We start from the raw sequence: 14,233 nt of genomic DNA, 5'->3' as shown, positions 1-14,233 counted from the left end.
ACTTTCTATATCCTTTGATCAAAAAATTTTCTTATAGACAATGACATTGCCTCCGGTCCAGAAACATCCCACTCCAATGTATCAATGAAATAGTGGATAGCTTCGGACACACTACCACTTTGCAAATCCTCACCAGAAGTAGTTACATCCCAATAATCTTCCTGTTCTTTTAATTTTGTAATAATAACACCTAGTGCACTTGCCATTATTTCCTTTAAAAGTTGCTCATCAAATGTTCTTTTCGTTTTATCTAAATACTTGTAATTTTTGTGTGCAGTATTTATGTATATAGAAACACTGTCTGAAAACAGGTCATATGTAGGATCTATCCAATCACATTTTACATACCACAATGGCTGACCCGGTTCATGTATTTCATACATAGGAAATACTGAACCATTTCCATCTAGCCTTATTACAAATTTATTATCTAACTCTCCTAAAATACATCCATATTGATTAGCCAGATGTTCCTCTCCCCAAAGCGGAGTGCCTGCTTCTTTCAAATAAATAATTGTCGAAAATTCTACACTTCCTCTTAATTGAGCTTCTGAGAATTCATAATTTAACTCAAATTCCAAATCTCTTTGAGAATTTTCTATCTCTCCAATCGGAATAACGCCTCTTTGCTTTGAATCAGGGGATGTCCACATTAATGCTATTCCCAGTTTTGCATTATTACATGCTATTCCGTTTGGTCCAAACAAACACTGATATGTACGAATTGAATATTTTCTTCTAATACATAGCTGATAATCATCCGGAGACCATATTCCCTCATCATCGATCACTTTATGAACTATAGTACTGCTATCTACTTCTTCCGTACGCAATACATATTCCTGTTCATCTCTTACATAATAAAGCTGATATGGTGATGCCTGGAATCTAGTTTTACTTAACAAATCATCCGTTATTACCGGAAAAAGTGAAATATTCGCTGCCATTATTTATCACCTTCATTCTTTTCAACATTAAACAATGGTTTAATATCTTTTCTATTCAACTGCAAAGTAATATCAAGTTCCATTTCTATCAAATGCTCAACATCTGACCTTACATGTATACCATAGCCAGCACCATTTTTCGTTTTAAGTAATTCACAGGAAATGTCACTTATTCCAGCTCTTTCATTACTGCTATCTACTGTCATTTTTAAATTTGTTTTAAGTTTATCTACTTTTGTAACAACAATATCTGCAGAAACTATCTCGAACGGCATGGATAATCCCATTTTTTCTTCCCAGTCTTTAGGTTTAATTGCACCTGTCTCAGAATCAATTGCCAAATTAATCCCTGTAGCCAAAATCTTTCTTCGCGATTTGATTGTTAACTTAACCGTCATCCCATTTGCAAAATATTTTGTTTTTGATGATTCATAACCAAAAACAACATTTTTATGTGTTTCGGTGTGTCCACTTCCGCCTTGTCCACCACTTGTTCCGCCACTTGGCTTTTTACCAAAATTTTCAGGTGGTAATAACAAATCTCCAAACATTTTTCCAAGACCAGAGTTTAATCTGCTAGTTGTATCTTCTTCCTCTACAAAAAATTCCTTAGAAATTTTACTATTAACCTGCGCTTGTACCTTTGACACAATTCTCGGGTTATTATTACCCATACTAAAGTCTCCCCAAGAAGTATGATCGGCCATCTCACTTTTTCTTACATATTCCTCAAGACTATATGGCTCTCTTGTATTAGTAAGTTTATTTTCTGAGTTTAGCACAAAAATAGCAAAAATAAATTCATCTTTATTAGAAGCACTTATTCCATCAACCCAGTTTCCCACATCCTCATATGATACAATCATCCCTGGTTTACGAGTAAAAAATAAAACAGGTTTATTCTTTTCTTTATCCTTCATTTCACAATTAAAATACATGTACGGCTCTGGTTTGTTATCTGGATATCCTGTTTTCAATATTTTACGTGGAACTTTCGTATACGCAATCGTACCAGCCTTTGTTGTTTCCAATACCTTACGCAAAAGAATGTCTTCTGATTTACACTCCACGCCGTCTTGTGCCAAAATATCATTCCCAGCCTCTTCTGACACAGCCCTATTGTAAAGTGCTTGTACAATCTGAAATGCAGGTTCCATATTGTCTAAACCAATTCCTTTTTTATTGATTCGTGCGCGTAGAAATTTCCCATATGGATATTTTTCATTGTTTAATCTCGGAGCATACCATCTTTGTATAGCGATTCGAAGATAATCTTCAATACTGCATCTCCAAAAAGGACGTATTCTATTATCTTCACTATCTTTATATTCTATCTGATTATTTTCAAGTAACATCTGTTCATCAATATAAGGAATGATTATTGTGGTTCCTGTTAAATCACCTTCATATGGTTCAATTCCAAATATATTTAAAATTTTTTCAATATACTTTTCATCTGTAATAGGTTTTGTTTTGTTGCTTCCGATTTCCTGTCCCCACCATGCTATACCTCGCTTTGATTTTCCCGGCAAAGCAGGAATAAGTGAGTCAGCATTCATTTCATTTTCCACCAGTGAAGCTGCTAATCGCGACTCATATATTCCTTCTTCATTCAGTATTCTGCTATAATAAACAACCAGTCCTATTCCAACTCTGAAATATACAGTTTTACCAAGTCCCCATGAACCACCTGCACCTTCTGCTTCCTGTGGTTTACTTATTTCATAAATCAACTTTAATAAATTTCCATACTGGTTATCTGTTACTTCATCATAATGCAGCTTGCCCGTCAATCCAACAGTATTTGAATCACGTACTGCTATGAATTTGTACGTGTCTTTCCAATATTTTCTATTTAAAGTTTCTGTTATGCCCTCTAATTCCTTATTTAAAGATATTTTATTAAATTCTCCTGTAAAAAAATCTACAGTCACATATGGGTCTGTATCATTTTTTGCATCCAGACTATTCTGTATGGATTCTCGAACCAACAAATCTAAAATAGGCATGTTATTATTTTGTATCAATTTTAGTAATGAACTCCCCGACTGGGTCATTCTACCAGGTTCAGCAATTTCAATTTTCATTTGTTCCCTCCAAGTCACCTTCGTCGTCAAACGGATTATTTTGCATATGTATAGATACAGTCGCTGTATAATCTGTTCCGCGCTTTCCACCCGGAATATTCATACAAATACCTACAATATCCTCAACCGAATTTAGATCTTCTCTCGTATCAGAGCCTTTTACCGCTTTTGAATCTTTATCTATTACATAAACAATCAACTGTGGAGTTGAATCTAAACCAGCTAAACTTCTAATCTCTTTTGCATATTTTGATTTAAAATCCTTAACCTTGCTCACAATCTCTTGCGGCTGTCCTTCCAAATCTATATCAGCTATAATATCTTTTGGATCCCTTAAAACACCAATATTTATTACCGTATCCGATTCATTCTTCAATTTCTTCCTTGTACGGCTTACTTTTTTTACCGGACCTACTGGTGAATTCCAAACAGAACCACTACCTTTTCCAGCCAAAATAATATTCCAATTTTCAAGTTTCCCTTCTGCTGAAATTTTTTCAATCCAAGCAATAACAGAAGCTATATCATTGAAAACTCCTAATCTCGAATTAAATTTGTACTCTTCAAGATATTTTTTCACCAAAGAGAATTCAACATTCCTCCAAATAAAAGAATTTTCCGCATGTTGATTGCATTCTTTTCGTTCTTCCGGTTGTCCTAATGAAGCAATAAACTTTTCAGTCTCAACAATGTTATGTTTCAGCACTGCTACATCATTATCAAACAAATATGTCTGATTAAAAGAGCCACTGAAATCCATATCTGTTGCTTGTGCGCTCTGCATTCTGTTTTTTGCAGTTATACGTATAAAACTTGCTTTAGGAGTATTTTTCACTCTTGGTCCATAATTTGCTGGACTCTTTCCTAAGGTGTCCATTTCATGTATTTCATCACGTAACTCCTGATCCAGCGCTGCAAGAAATTTAAATTGATCATTTGTCTTAGATGTAATCCATAATCTCGGCAACAACTCATACCCTTTTCTGTATCCAAACCATCTCCCCATTTGCATAAGTGTATCCGCCTGACTGACAGAACGAAGAAAAAATGTGCTGATAAGTCCTTCAATTGTTAAACCTCTGGACAAAGTTGCTCCACCCACAACAATAAACGCCGGTGCTGGTGTTGGCATATTATCAGCCGTAGGATATGCCAATCTGACATACATTCCATCGTCGGTAATTCCATTATTCTTGCAATTATCAATACACATATGAATTCCTTCGTGATATGCGAACTCATCGTCCTCATCCAATGGAATATTAGTTGGTTCTTTACTCAACAAAATTGTAATTTCCTTACGTATGTCCTCAAATGAAGGATATCTGTTTATTTCTTCATCCTTCCTATCGTATTGTGGATATTGTTCTCTAAACTTTTCAAATGTAAATTGACTGGTTTCTGTATTCCATACTTTTTCACATCTTCTAATCATCTCATCTACATCTTTGCTCACAATCCAATCTCTGACCGCTTCTGCAATATTCTGATGATGATCAGTTTTCTGACTTGTATGTATCAGCATACTAATCGGCTTTCCGTATCCCCATATTCTCATACAGGCTACGCCACACAGAAACCAGCATATAGCATCCTGTAACGCAAGCGGAACATACGGGGATCCTTCTTCATGAATTTCTTTGATTGCCTGAAGATCATCCTCATCAATAATTCTCACGATATCTAAACCATCATAATCATAATCCCCACCCTCAAGTCCAAATATCTGTTGTGGTCCAAAATATTCCTTTGACACGCTTAATGTTGATATAAAATTTCTAGGATATAACGAATCTTCTCCAGCCTCATTTAATATATTTGCATATGGCGTGGCTGTATATCCAATATAATTCATCGCCTTATATTTATTACTGATTTCCTGCGATTTCTCATTTCTTCCATTTACCAAATCTCTTATCAATCTATTAATTGTTCTAATCGTTGAACTATTAACATTTGCTGTGTTAATACCAGCCTGGTCAGCCTCATCATCTATAACCAGTATCTTCATCTGTTTTTGTTTATTACCATCAGATTGCAGCCATTGTATAAGCCCCCTAAGTCTTCCCGGATTTTTCAGACAAACTGTAAAATATCTCTGTTTTGACGTTTTATCAAAGTGCAAATCCTGTGTCCTTTGTCCTAGCATTGGTTTTTTAGATAAATGCTCTAAACCATTCCAATTGAGATTGCCCTGACAATTTAAATCATTTAATAACCGGTTTTGTGTTTGTTGTCTAAGATTTTCGATGGTTCCAGATAAAACTATAAACATATTCCATCCCCAGTCAGCCGCCATAGCCATTAAAGCTGCCATATTTGCAGTTTTTCCAGACTGAACATTACCAATAACCAATCCCTTAACTGGTTTCATTTCGGTTGTGTCACTGCTCAGTCTCTTCAAAATCTTTAATGTAGTTCTCTCCATCTCATCAACGATTTCTTCTTTAAAACCACCCTTAATCAATTTTTTTCTATATAACTGCCATGCGGATTGTGGATCTGCTGGTACCGTAACATCATTATCTTCGCCTTCACCCATAATCATAGCCTGACCACTAAGATAATCTATAACCTGTGTCTGTTCTTCTGCCTCTTTTTGTAAGCGAACGAGTTCTTTCCATTCACTGCAACTAACTTCTTTCCAAAAATTCAATAAGGACTGTTGGGTTAGGAATTCTGATAATCCTTCATCATTACCACGCCCCGCATAATCAATCTCTTCCCACTTCATGTTACGATTTCTCGCATTACGAATCCATTCTCTGTGTTGATCATATTCAGGCAAACCAAAATTAGACATATGCATTCCTCCATTGGTACATTTGAAATTTTATCGACAATTTTTTACCTTTTCCATAGCCCTATTATAAAACCAGAGTTTTATATCGTCAACTTTGTTTTTTACTTTTCAGGGAAATGTCTCCAATCAAAATTTCCAATCAATAAGCCCCTATATTAACAGAGGGCACGCCTATCGTGCCCTCTCTCTGCCTCCATCATTTCTTTCCATAACCAGCTCTTGCTTCATCTCCAATGTCTTTTCATAAATAACCTGATAATCTTCAAATATCTTATCCTCATCAGAAGTATCAACTCCACATGCCTTACAAACAGCACTATAAAGCTGAATATTGTATGAATTATTATCTGGCTGAAACTGTAACATCCTTGCCTTCTCGACAACAGACAAATCATCAAAAGAAGTTCCTCGGTGTTTAATCTCATCCAATACCTCTTCTGTTTTGTTTCTGACAACCAATTCACACATGCCCTTATAAAGCAAATCCGTTTCTTCTAGAAGTTCATCCACATCTGCCATATGCCCCATATCCAGAAACTTCATCTTTACAATAGACCTAACTGTGTTGTAACTCTTCAGTTCCCCGAATCCATACGTCTGAGCCTTTTTCAAAGGTGTCATCTTTTTGTACGCCTCATAGCCGCCTTTATCATTTGACCGATCACCAACATATTTCTCCACAATATTCGCTTCACTGCCAACTCCTACTGTTGCATTCATGGTATCTTCTGCTGAAATCTGCTCACATACCTCTACGCCTAGCGAAGTATCATAATCCTCCGATTCATCCATCACTGATATACCATCCATATCTATATCAGACACTGCATCATTAACAGATAACACAATATCTTTCTCCTCCGCATACGGGTACTCCGGTACCTCTATTGAATTCCGAATCTCATCTTCAATAGTTGAAAAATCCAGCATTGAAAACTTCTTATACTCTTCTACACAACCTTCAGCAATCCTCAAATTCTTATTAAGCGTTTTCTTCTCCGTCTTAAGTTTGTCCAATTCCGCCTGTACTCCCATATGCCAGATCTGGTAATCACGAATATCCTCCTCTGTTTTACAAGTGCGTTTTCTTACTCTGTTTTGCTGATATAATTCCTGCTGACGCTCAGAGATTTTCTCTACATCCCGCTCTCCCAGAACCTGATAAGTCACAAGTCCCTCCACCGTCTTGATATTGTTATTCACAAGGAAAAGATACTGTTCCTGCAACTGATTCATACGCTCCAGTTCCTTCGCAAGATATGCAGAATGCTTATCAAATCGACGCTGTTCCACCATTCTCGCCTGGTAGATTCTGCGGTAATACTTCATCTGAAAATCAGTTATTCCACGTTTATGAATTGCCACAGTATTACCCACAACAAATATAGGACGGGTAAAAGGCATATCCAGGTAAAATCGGAATTTTTCTTCCGAAAAGCGTTCATCCAGCTTATCCAGTTCATGATACCATTTACCACCCGGAACCTTTACCGAAAGGTACTTCCCATACTCAAACTGATACCCGATTCTCTTCATCAGGAATATAAAATGGTCAAAGCTTCCCGCCTGACTCTGACAAAACTCTGCATCTGCCAGAATCATTTTGCGAAAGCATTGTTCACGCTCCCATTCCTTCCTTGATAAATTCTTAGGCTCCTTTACGTACTCAGCCGGCACAATAGACAGTCCATACTCTTTACATAATCTGTTTGTAATCGGCTGCATACGATGCTTCCCATTCCCCTTTTTTACATTCATGCTTCATACCTGTCTCAAAGCTGACACTATTGAAAACAATGTGCCCATGCATATGCTTTTTATCATTATGCACTGCATATACTGCCTCATATTTATCCTTCAGATATTCCTGCGCAAAACGTGCCACTATATCCAGTGCCTGTTCCTCTGTCGCTTCTCCCGGCGCAAAGGAAATGATAATGTGATATCCCTGTCGTTTATCTGTTTTTCCGAAAGTAACCTTCGTATCCATCATCTGCTCAAAGGCTGTATCCGGCAGGCAGTTTATACTGCCCACCAGAACATTTTCCTCTGTTTTCTCCGGATTCTGAATATATGAAAGAGCATTCTTAAGATGTGCCGCCGGATTCCCAGTATGTGCCTCATTCAGGCACTGTATCTTAGTGATTGCCATACCGTAAGCACCTCCTGCGTCAGCATCTTGACATCCTCCAAATCCTGCTTAACAGAAAGGATATCACTCGCGTAACCATATCCCTGGGTATTTACTACCTTCGCAATCTGATTCACATTGGTAGCAATTCCTGTTATCTGTCTGATAAAATTTCCTCTGTCTGTCGCAAAAGATGCATCCATATTTCCGCCACCACGTACCAGATTGCGTAAATATTCACTGATATTCATTCCAGCCTTCTGCGCCCCATCTTCCAGCAGTCTCTTATCTTCCTCCGACAACTTAAAAGAAACCTTATATAGCTTTTTGTTAGACCTGTATCTTCTGTTTCCATCTGCCATACACATAACCTCCGATCCTCAAAATTAATCTCATCAAATTTTCACTTACCATGCTCATGGCTGTGACCTCCTTTTTCAATTCTTCTTTAGAACCTGCTTCTGTTGCTGTTCACTTGTTTTACACCTCACACTTCGTGCTCGGTGTATTTGTCGCTCACAGTATCCATCCTCATGCAAGCATGCCCTGAATACTGTTCGCTTGTTTTGCAAGATTCGGGAAAGGTCGGACCTTTCCCCGAAAAAAATATAATTGCTGACCGCAATTACCATTTTTTCGTCTTGGCAGGAGCTCCTGCACCCAATATATGGCACAAAATATGTGCCAAAATATCGACAGCAAACCATTCGCCAACCGGCGTCAGTTTGCCGTCAGATATATTTATTTTATATATGGTTGACGTCAATTGTGCTTTTGCTGTCGTCAATTCGACGTCGTTTGCTCATCTTCCTAATCATCATTCAGTCCTTTTAGAAAATCGAATGTCTGACTTGGAAGAATGACTTCATTACCAGTTACAGGTGCTGTATTATCCTGTGGAACATCATGCGTTGATGCTAAAGCAGGTGTTGGTGATGCTGGCCTTTCCGCTGTGGCAACTCTCGCCTCATACTCCACAAGTAACTTCTCAATTTCCGGCTTCAATGCCCCAACAATCTCTCCTGCAAGCTTACTTATACCAACATCTGACATACCAAAGGACCTGGCACCTTCTTCCCCGTACACTTCTTCATAAGCCAGTTCAATGCCACGCTTAATTAGCTCCGTCTGATTTGAAAAGCTTCCATCCACAAGCATCCTGTCCAGCTTTTTCAAAATGTTTGCATCCGACTGGCGGTCCACATAGAGACGGCAGCCAAGCCGCCTCTCTCTAAATCCCATTACCATGTGTACCACCTGCCTTTATGCCATCTGTTTCGCAAGAAACTCATAGCCCTTTGCATTGGCTCTGACATCCGTCACATAAGAAATGTTATCCCCATGTTTTCCAAATCTCTCCATTGCCTTTGCTCCACCACCCACATAAATGATGTTGGTAAATTCCGTATCGTGCCCATTCTCTTTCAGAATTCCTTCCACTCTTGCAACAAACTTTTCAAGTGCCTCGTCCATAATCCTTGCATATTTCTCCGGATAATTGTTGCTAAAATTACTGATATAATCTGTAATCACATTCTCCGAAATCTCCTTGCCAAAAACCTCACTGCTTCTGCTTTTGATTTCCTGAATAACAGAAATCATGGACTCTGTGAATGTCTCGCATTTGCTTTCCACTGGAACGCCATCCTTAACATGCATAATATCAATCGTCCAGGAACCAACATCCACAATCAGATATTCACCCTTCATACTGCCAAGCCTGTCTGCCACTGCTGCATAACACTGCGGAAATGCCAGCACATTTTCAATTGTAAAGTCATATGCCACATCCTCAAACTTAAAATGCACCGGCTGATTTCCACGTTTCAGATACTTCACAAACTGCCTCCTTACCATTGCAAACTGTTTTAAAGGAAGTCCGACTCCAAGCACCACTCTGGCACCATTTGGAATATTCCCTGACTGACATTCCTTTGCCAGTGCCGCAAGTGTCAACAGATAATAATCATCATCCGCAAGCTTACTGTCCTTCACACTGTTACGCTTTTCTCCAATCTTATAAAATGCACCATCATAAACCAGTGTATTAGCCTGGAAGGTAGGCTTTACCGCCTGCCTTTCCACACCGTTTTCAAACACATGGTTTGATGTTTTCATCAAGTGATTTCCATGGTCAATGCCCACATAATAGATTCTATTTTCTTCCATAAACTCATGCCTCCTTTCTCTGTGTCTCCGCCTGTTCAAACGCGATATTTTCCTTTGCATGTTCCAGGCGTACACGCTTGTTGTAATCAATTGTTGCAAACAAATCCTCTGTTACAATCTCATCTGCCGTCATTGCCGCCTGCATATTTTCCTGAAATGTTACCTGAAATCCTTTTTCCTCCAAAGTATGCAAACCAATGCCTCTTACCTTGCTTATTCCCTGTAAAACAGTGTCATACAGTTGCCATGCATAATTCTCATATTCTGCTGCCTTATCAAAAAGTACCCCTTGCATAAAATACTTGTTATACAGATAACGGTCATTCTCCATCAAAACTCTGAGATAACGGTGTCCGTACTTTCCAAGGCTTGCATAACTCTCTGGCTCCGACTCTCCAAAAATCGGATAAAACAATCCATCCACCTCTTTGTACTTAATGCCACACATTTCTGCAATTGTAGGTACTGCAGTCACCTTTACCTTTTCTTCCATAAAAGCTCCTTTCTGCGTCTTACGCCTTAAAATTATTGTTATTTACCTTAACGCCGGCTTGCGGAGAGTTACTGCTCTCAAATGTTCTGCCATGCAGAAAAACCTCCTTTCTCAATGCCTCTTGCGAAGCTATGTATCAAAACTGTCCACGCCTGACAGTCAAATCATCTATGACATCTGAACTCATAAAAATCACCATTTACTCCTTTATGGATACCAGCGTAAGATATTGCAAAATATGGTTCTGTCTCCAATGCCATCATCTCTGCAATATAATTTGCAATTGCATCCTCTGAACCAAGCAATTCTCCGGAAATGGTTGATGCCTTACTTAAATCTGCCTCAACAAATACGCTGTAATAACTGTTCTCCAATCCGTCATATGGATAATACTCATCGTATTCCTCCTGGGTTATCTTTCCTTCTGTAAGCATCCGGTCAAGATTCTCCCAGACAAGTATTTTTCCATATGCTTTGGTCTTTTCGATGGCCAGTGAAACAACATATTTCGGATCATAAGCAACAAATTTGTCATCCACGACATCTTCCTTTGGTTTTTCCTCCGAAACATCTGTAGAAGGACAATTTTCAGCAGTTGCTTCGGTTGTTTCTTCCTCTTTTGCTGATGAAGCTTCTACCGACACTACTGTCTCTTCTTCCGCCCCCTTCTTATCCGGAACTGTTTTAGGAATCTCCGTTTCATGGCTCGAGATATCAGCTACAACAGTCTCCTCATCGTGCACTACAGAATTTTCGGTATCTGAAAAACTTGTATCAGATATATCCTTATTTTCTGTATTCTCTGATTCATCTACCGCTACAATATCAGATGCACTCGTTTCCATTGTAGTTGCCAAATCATTCCCCACCGACTGACCACAACCTGAACATCCGACTCCAATAACAATCACCGATAAAGTTGCTAATAAAAATCTCTTCTTCATATCAATCACCAATCCTTTCCACCCATCGGGAGCCACCCGAAAAAAGGGTATAAAAAATAAGACCATATTGACTTCAATATGAAACCGATTAAATCTCCGATTCTCTGTGTCAATTTAGTCCTATCAGTAAAAATACCTGTTAAGTTTTCCCGTCCGGAGCCAATCCGGACAATTATCACACGGAAACGTCTAGGACCAGGCTTCCGAAACCCTTGTAAATCCTAGGTTTCTTCCACCTGTCACAAATATACCACGTTCCCCAGTCGCAGAAATCAGTAAGGCTCTGTCCTCTCCTGCCTCATAAATTTTTCGCAGATTATTAATAAATCCAACTTGCATTGAATTTGGCTGAAGCCGATAAATCTCCAATGAAGGAATTTCTGCCTGCCGTGCAATTTCTTTTTGCTTCTGAATAATTTTATTTTTCGTATAAAGCGCACTATATGCATCGATAAACTGTTCATAAGGTAAAGCCTGCTCGGCATTCCAGAGCTGATTAAATTCATCCAATATGGTATGCGTATACTCGCCATCTTCTGTAGAAACAATCTTGGTATTCCATTCCCGATTCGTTGTAAGTGCTGTAAGTGTCATATTGGAGCTTCCAACAATAATCTGATAGATGTCTTCTTTTTTGAAAATATACCCCTTGGTATGGAAACCATCTTTGGGACCTTCTGACATGAACATTTTAAGCTCAATATTTTTAAAATTCGCCAACCTCTTGAGAGCTTTCGGTTCACTGAATATCAGATAATCGGTTGTAAGGATTTTACCTGGGATCCCGCGTTGCTCCAGTTCACGTAAAGTCTGGAGAAGAGGTGTGATTCCACCTTGAGTGATAAAAGCTACACTGATGTAAAATTCATTGCATGACAAAAGCTCATCCTCGATGGATGAGATTACTTTTCGTCCTTCTTTATAATTGTTGGATACAAACTGTGGCTTATAGGCCAGGTTGGAAGTGATTGCCTGGTCAATGAAAGCGGTTTGTAGACCTTGAGTTAGTTGCTGGATTTTATCGTTAGTCATTTGAGTGTTACTCCTGAATGGAAATTGTTAAATTCATCCATATTATTTTTTGTTGCTAATTATCTTCATTTTTTATAATCCATTTGCCAAAGCGTTTTCCACCTACTCTGACAAGAATTCCCTTTTCTTGCAGTTTGGGAAAAATTCTTTTTATTGTTCCTAATGAAATGCCAGTTTTTTTCTGAAGTTCGCTTTGTGGAATAGATGGATTTTCTTTTATCAACTGAATAATCTCTGACTCATCTTTTGTTCCAAAGTCGCATTTTAAAGTCGCATCTTTATGCTTTTTTGTTTCAAAGTCGCACTCTAAAGTCGCATCTTTAACCTCCAAAGTTGCACTTACTGCTTTGGCATTTGAACCATAATCGTAAGAATAATTTTCATCCAATGGTACAATGATTCGAAATACATCACCCTCTACAAATTCAGGCTCTTTCCCTGAATAAAATTTGCAATACTTAAATAATATACGAACTCCTGATCCAAGCTGGTCAGCATAACCGATATTCCTGAAAAACGATGCTATAAGAGGATTTTTTGGATTTGGTTCCAGATTATCTACTGTGATGAAACCTTCCTTTGTTGCACGATTCGCATTTTCCACATATATTCGATCTTTCTCAATCACAAACTTTGCTGTATATCTGCTTGTAAACTCCCGGTGCATCAACGTATTACTGATCATTTCTCTGACAATTGTATTCCGGAGGCTTTTGTTTACCGTATCTTCAAGGAAGAACTTGTCCGGCAAATTTTTTCTTCCAAAATCAAGGAGCTGGCTATAACTTTCAATTAGGTTTGTCTTAATAATTTCCCGATCATCGTAACGATCTACATTGACTTTTCGCACAAGTGCATCGGTCACATAAGTCGGTGCAACATTTAAAATTACATCGTCTTTTCCTAACAGCATAATTGCTGCTAAATTGAAACCCTCTTCTCCGGTAACGATATCTCTACCGTATAATCCTGCACTTTTCAAAAGGTCCAGATCATCCATTGCTGTCCAAGGATGCTGACCACCCGCATGATTCTGTGCCATAATACGAATCTTTGGCAATAGATCTAATCTTAAGTCTTCCATTTTGGCATAAGGATAGATCTTCTTTTCTGTAAAAATATTCTGCTTACGAATATACATCTGTGCAATTGCACTGGTAGATGTTATTTTTACATCCGCATCATCCACACGGTCATAGATTATTTTTTTGAAGCTGTGAACCTCTGCACTAGGCGGAATATGAACATGAATGATCGTATGATTTTCATCATATTTTATAATTTTCGGTACCAAATATATCGTTGGTGAGAATAGTGTAGGATTGCTGATAACCTTAATAAAGTTTTTCACCATATCAGGAGCTGCTTTTTCTGGTATTCCTACTACAGTCCCATCGTCCAATATTCCCATGAAAAGATCGCCACCAAATCTGTTCAGAAATGAGCAAACTGTCTCATAGGTATCATTTTCAATTCCATTTCCACAGCGTTTGAATTCAACCGCTACAGTTTCACCAATTGTAAGAATGGATTGTAATTTTTTAATTTCCATTTAGCACCTCATTCTAATGCTTAAAATTCATCTACCAATTTAACATTTTGTTGTACTATTATCAAACTTTTTTAT

Annotated in this window: 12 protein-coding genes; all 12 read right to left on the bottom strand. The window is 38.2% G+C overall.

Features of this window, described 5'->3' with window-relative positions; all coding sequences use genetic code 11:
* Nucleotides 1–5: 5 nt before the first annotated feature.
* The 12 genes from G4407_RS01595 to G4407_RS01540 all read right to left on the bottom strand — a co-directional run bounded on the left by G4407_RS01595 (nucleotide 6) and on the right by G4407_RS01540 (nucleotide 14,158).
* Complete coding sequence (locus G4407_RS01595) at nucleotides 6–947, bottom strand: hypothetical protein (RefSeq protein WP_173687511.1); 942 nt, start codon at nucleotides 945–947, stop codon at nucleotides 6–8.
* Nucleotides 947–3,034: a hypothetical protein gene (locus G4407_RS01590; RefSeq protein WP_173687510.1), complete on the bottom strand. Its 2,088-nt coding sequence runs from the start codon at nucleotides 3,032–3,034 to the stop codon at nucleotides 947–949. Before G4407_RS01590 ends, G4407_RS01595 begins: the two co-directional genes overlap by 1 nt.
* A complete protein-coding gene (locus G4407_RS01585; protein WP_243868740.1) occupies nucleotides 3,024–5,837 on the bottom strand; it encodes a Z1 domain-containing protein in 2,814 nt (937 codons plus the stop codon). Before G4407_RS01585 ends, G4407_RS01590 begins: the two co-directional genes overlap by 11 nt.
* Before the next feature lie 171 nt (nucleotides 5,838–6,008).
* On the bottom strand, nucleotides 6,009–7,562 hold the full coding sequence (locus tag G4407_RS01580) for a hypothetical protein (protein WP_173687508.1): 1,554 nt from the start codon (nucleotides 7,560–7,562) through the stop codon (nucleotides 6,009–6,011).
* Nucleotides 7,534–7,989 carry a relaxase/mobilization nuclease domain-containing protein gene (locus G4407_RS01575; protein ID WP_173687507.1) on the bottom strand — a complete coding sequence of 152 codons (456 nt, stop codon included), beginning with the start codon at nucleotides 7,987–7,989 and terminating at the stop codon, nucleotides 7,534–7,536. Before G4407_RS01575 ends, G4407_RS01580 begins: the two co-directional genes overlap by 29 nt.
* Nucleotides 7,962–8,330: a plasmid mobilization protein gene (locus G4407_RS01570; RefSeq protein ID WP_173687506.1), complete on the bottom strand. Its 369-nt coding sequence runs from the start codon at nucleotides 8,328–8,330 to the stop codon at nucleotides 7,962–7,964. The genes G4407_RS01575 and G4407_RS01570 overlap by 28 nt, the downstream gene beginning before the upstream one ends.
* 448 nt (nucleotides 8,331–8,778) lie before the next feature.
* Nucleotides 8,779–9,210: a hypothetical protein gene (locus G4407_RS01565; RefSeq protein WP_173687505.1), complete on the bottom strand. Its 432-nt coding sequence runs from the start codon at nucleotides 9,208–9,210 to the stop codon at nucleotides 8,779–8,781.
* Nucleotides 9,211–9,231: 21 nt separating this feature from the next.
* On the bottom strand, nucleotides 9,232–10,137 hold the full coding sequence (locus tag G4407_RS01560; RefSeq protein ID WP_173687504.1) for a ParM/StbA family protein: 906 nt from the start codon (nucleotides 10,135–10,137) through the stop codon (nucleotides 9,232–9,234).
* Nucleotides 10,138–10,141: 4 nt separating this feature from the next.
* Nucleotides 10,142–10,630, bottom strand: a complete 489-nt coding sequence (locus G4407_RS01555; protein ID WP_173687503.1) for a TnpV protein — start codon at nucleotides 10,628–10,630, stop codon at nucleotides 10,142–10,144.
* 164 nt (nucleotides 10,631–10,794) lie between these two features.
* The gene (locus G4407_RS01550) at nucleotides 10,795–11,574 is read right to left on the bottom strand and encodes a hypothetical protein (RefSeq protein WP_173687502.1); all 780 of its coding nucleotides are present in this window, start codon (nucleotides 11,572–11,574) and stop codon (nucleotides 10,795–10,797) included.
* Nucleotides 11,575–11,763: 189 nt separating this feature from the next.
* Nucleotides 11,764–12,606 carry a phospholipase D-like domain-containing protein gene (locus G4407_RS01545; RefSeq protein ID WP_173687501.1) on the bottom strand — a complete coding sequence of 281 codons (843 nt, stop codon included), beginning with the start codon at nucleotides 12,604–12,606 and terminating at the stop codon, nucleotides 11,764–11,766.
* A 55-nt stretch (nucleotides 12,607–12,661) separates the two neighbouring features.
* Nucleotides 12,662–14,158 carry an RNA-binding domain-containing protein gene (locus tag G4407_RS01540; protein WP_173687500.1) on the bottom strand — a complete coding sequence of 499 codons (1,497 nt, stop codon included), beginning with the start codon at nucleotides 14,156–14,158 and terminating at the stop codon, nucleotides 12,662–12,664.
* Nucleotides 14,159–14,233 lie beyond the last annotated feature (75 nt).

The sequence above is a fragment of the Allocoprococcus comes genome, from assembly GCF_013300725.1.
GTDB classification, from domain to species: domain Bacteria; phylum Bacillota; class Clostridia; order Lachnospirales; family Lachnospiraceae; genus Allocoprococcus; species Allocoprococcus comes_A.
Note: the sequence above shows the minus strand (reverse complement) of the source record. Positions and strands in the feature narration are given on the sequence as shown.

Bases quoted from the DNA above. Each gene is read 5' to 3' on its own strand.
- G4407_RS01570 (WP_173687506.1), bottom strand. From the start codon at position 8,330: ATGGCAGATGGAAACAGAAGATACAGGTCTAACAAAAAGCTATATAAG.
- G4407_RS01580 (WP_173687508.1), bottom strand. From the start codon at position 7,562: ATGCAGCCGATTACAAACAGATTATGTAAAGAGTATGGACTGTCTATT.
- G4407_RS01590 (WP_173687510.1), bottom strand. From the start codon at position 3,034: ATGAAAATTGAAATTGCTGAACCTGGTAGAATGACCCAGTCGGGGAGT.
- G4407_RS01540 (WP_173687500.1), bottom strand. From the start codon at position 14,158: ATGGAAATTAAAAAATTACAATCCATTCTTACAATTGGTGAAACTGTA.
- G4407_RS01550 (WP_173687502.1), bottom strand. From the start codon at position 11,574: ATGAAGAAGAGATTTTTATTAGCAACTTTATCGGTGATTGTTATTGGA.
- G4407_RS01565 (WP_173687505.1), bottom strand. From the start codon at position 9,210: ATGGGATTTAGAGAGAGGCGGCTTGGCTGCCGTCTCTATGTGGACCGC.
- G4407_RS01575 (WP_173687507.1), bottom strand. From the start codon at position 7,989: ATGGCAATCACTAAGATACAGTGCCTGAATGAGGCACATACTGGGAAT.
- G4407_RS01555 (WP_173687503.1), bottom strand. From the start codon at position 10,630: ATGGAAGAAAAGGTAAAGGTGACTGCAGTACCTACAATTGCAGAAATG.
- G4407_RS01595 (WP_173687511.1), bottom strand. From the start codon at position 947: ATGGCAGCGAATATTTCACTTTTTCCGGTAATAACGGATGATTTGTTA.
- G4407_RS01545 (WP_173687501.1), bottom strand. From the start codon at position 12,606: ATGACTAACGATAAAATCCAGCAACTAACTCAAGGTCTACAAACCGCT.
- G4407_RS01560 (WP_173687504.1), bottom strand. From the start codon at position 10,137: ATGGAAGAAAATAGAATCTATTATGTGGGCATTGACCATGGAAATCAC.
- G4407_RS01585 (WP_243868740.1), bottom strand. From the start codon at position 5,837: ATGTCTAATTTTGGTTTGCCTGAATATGATCAACACAGAGAATGGATT.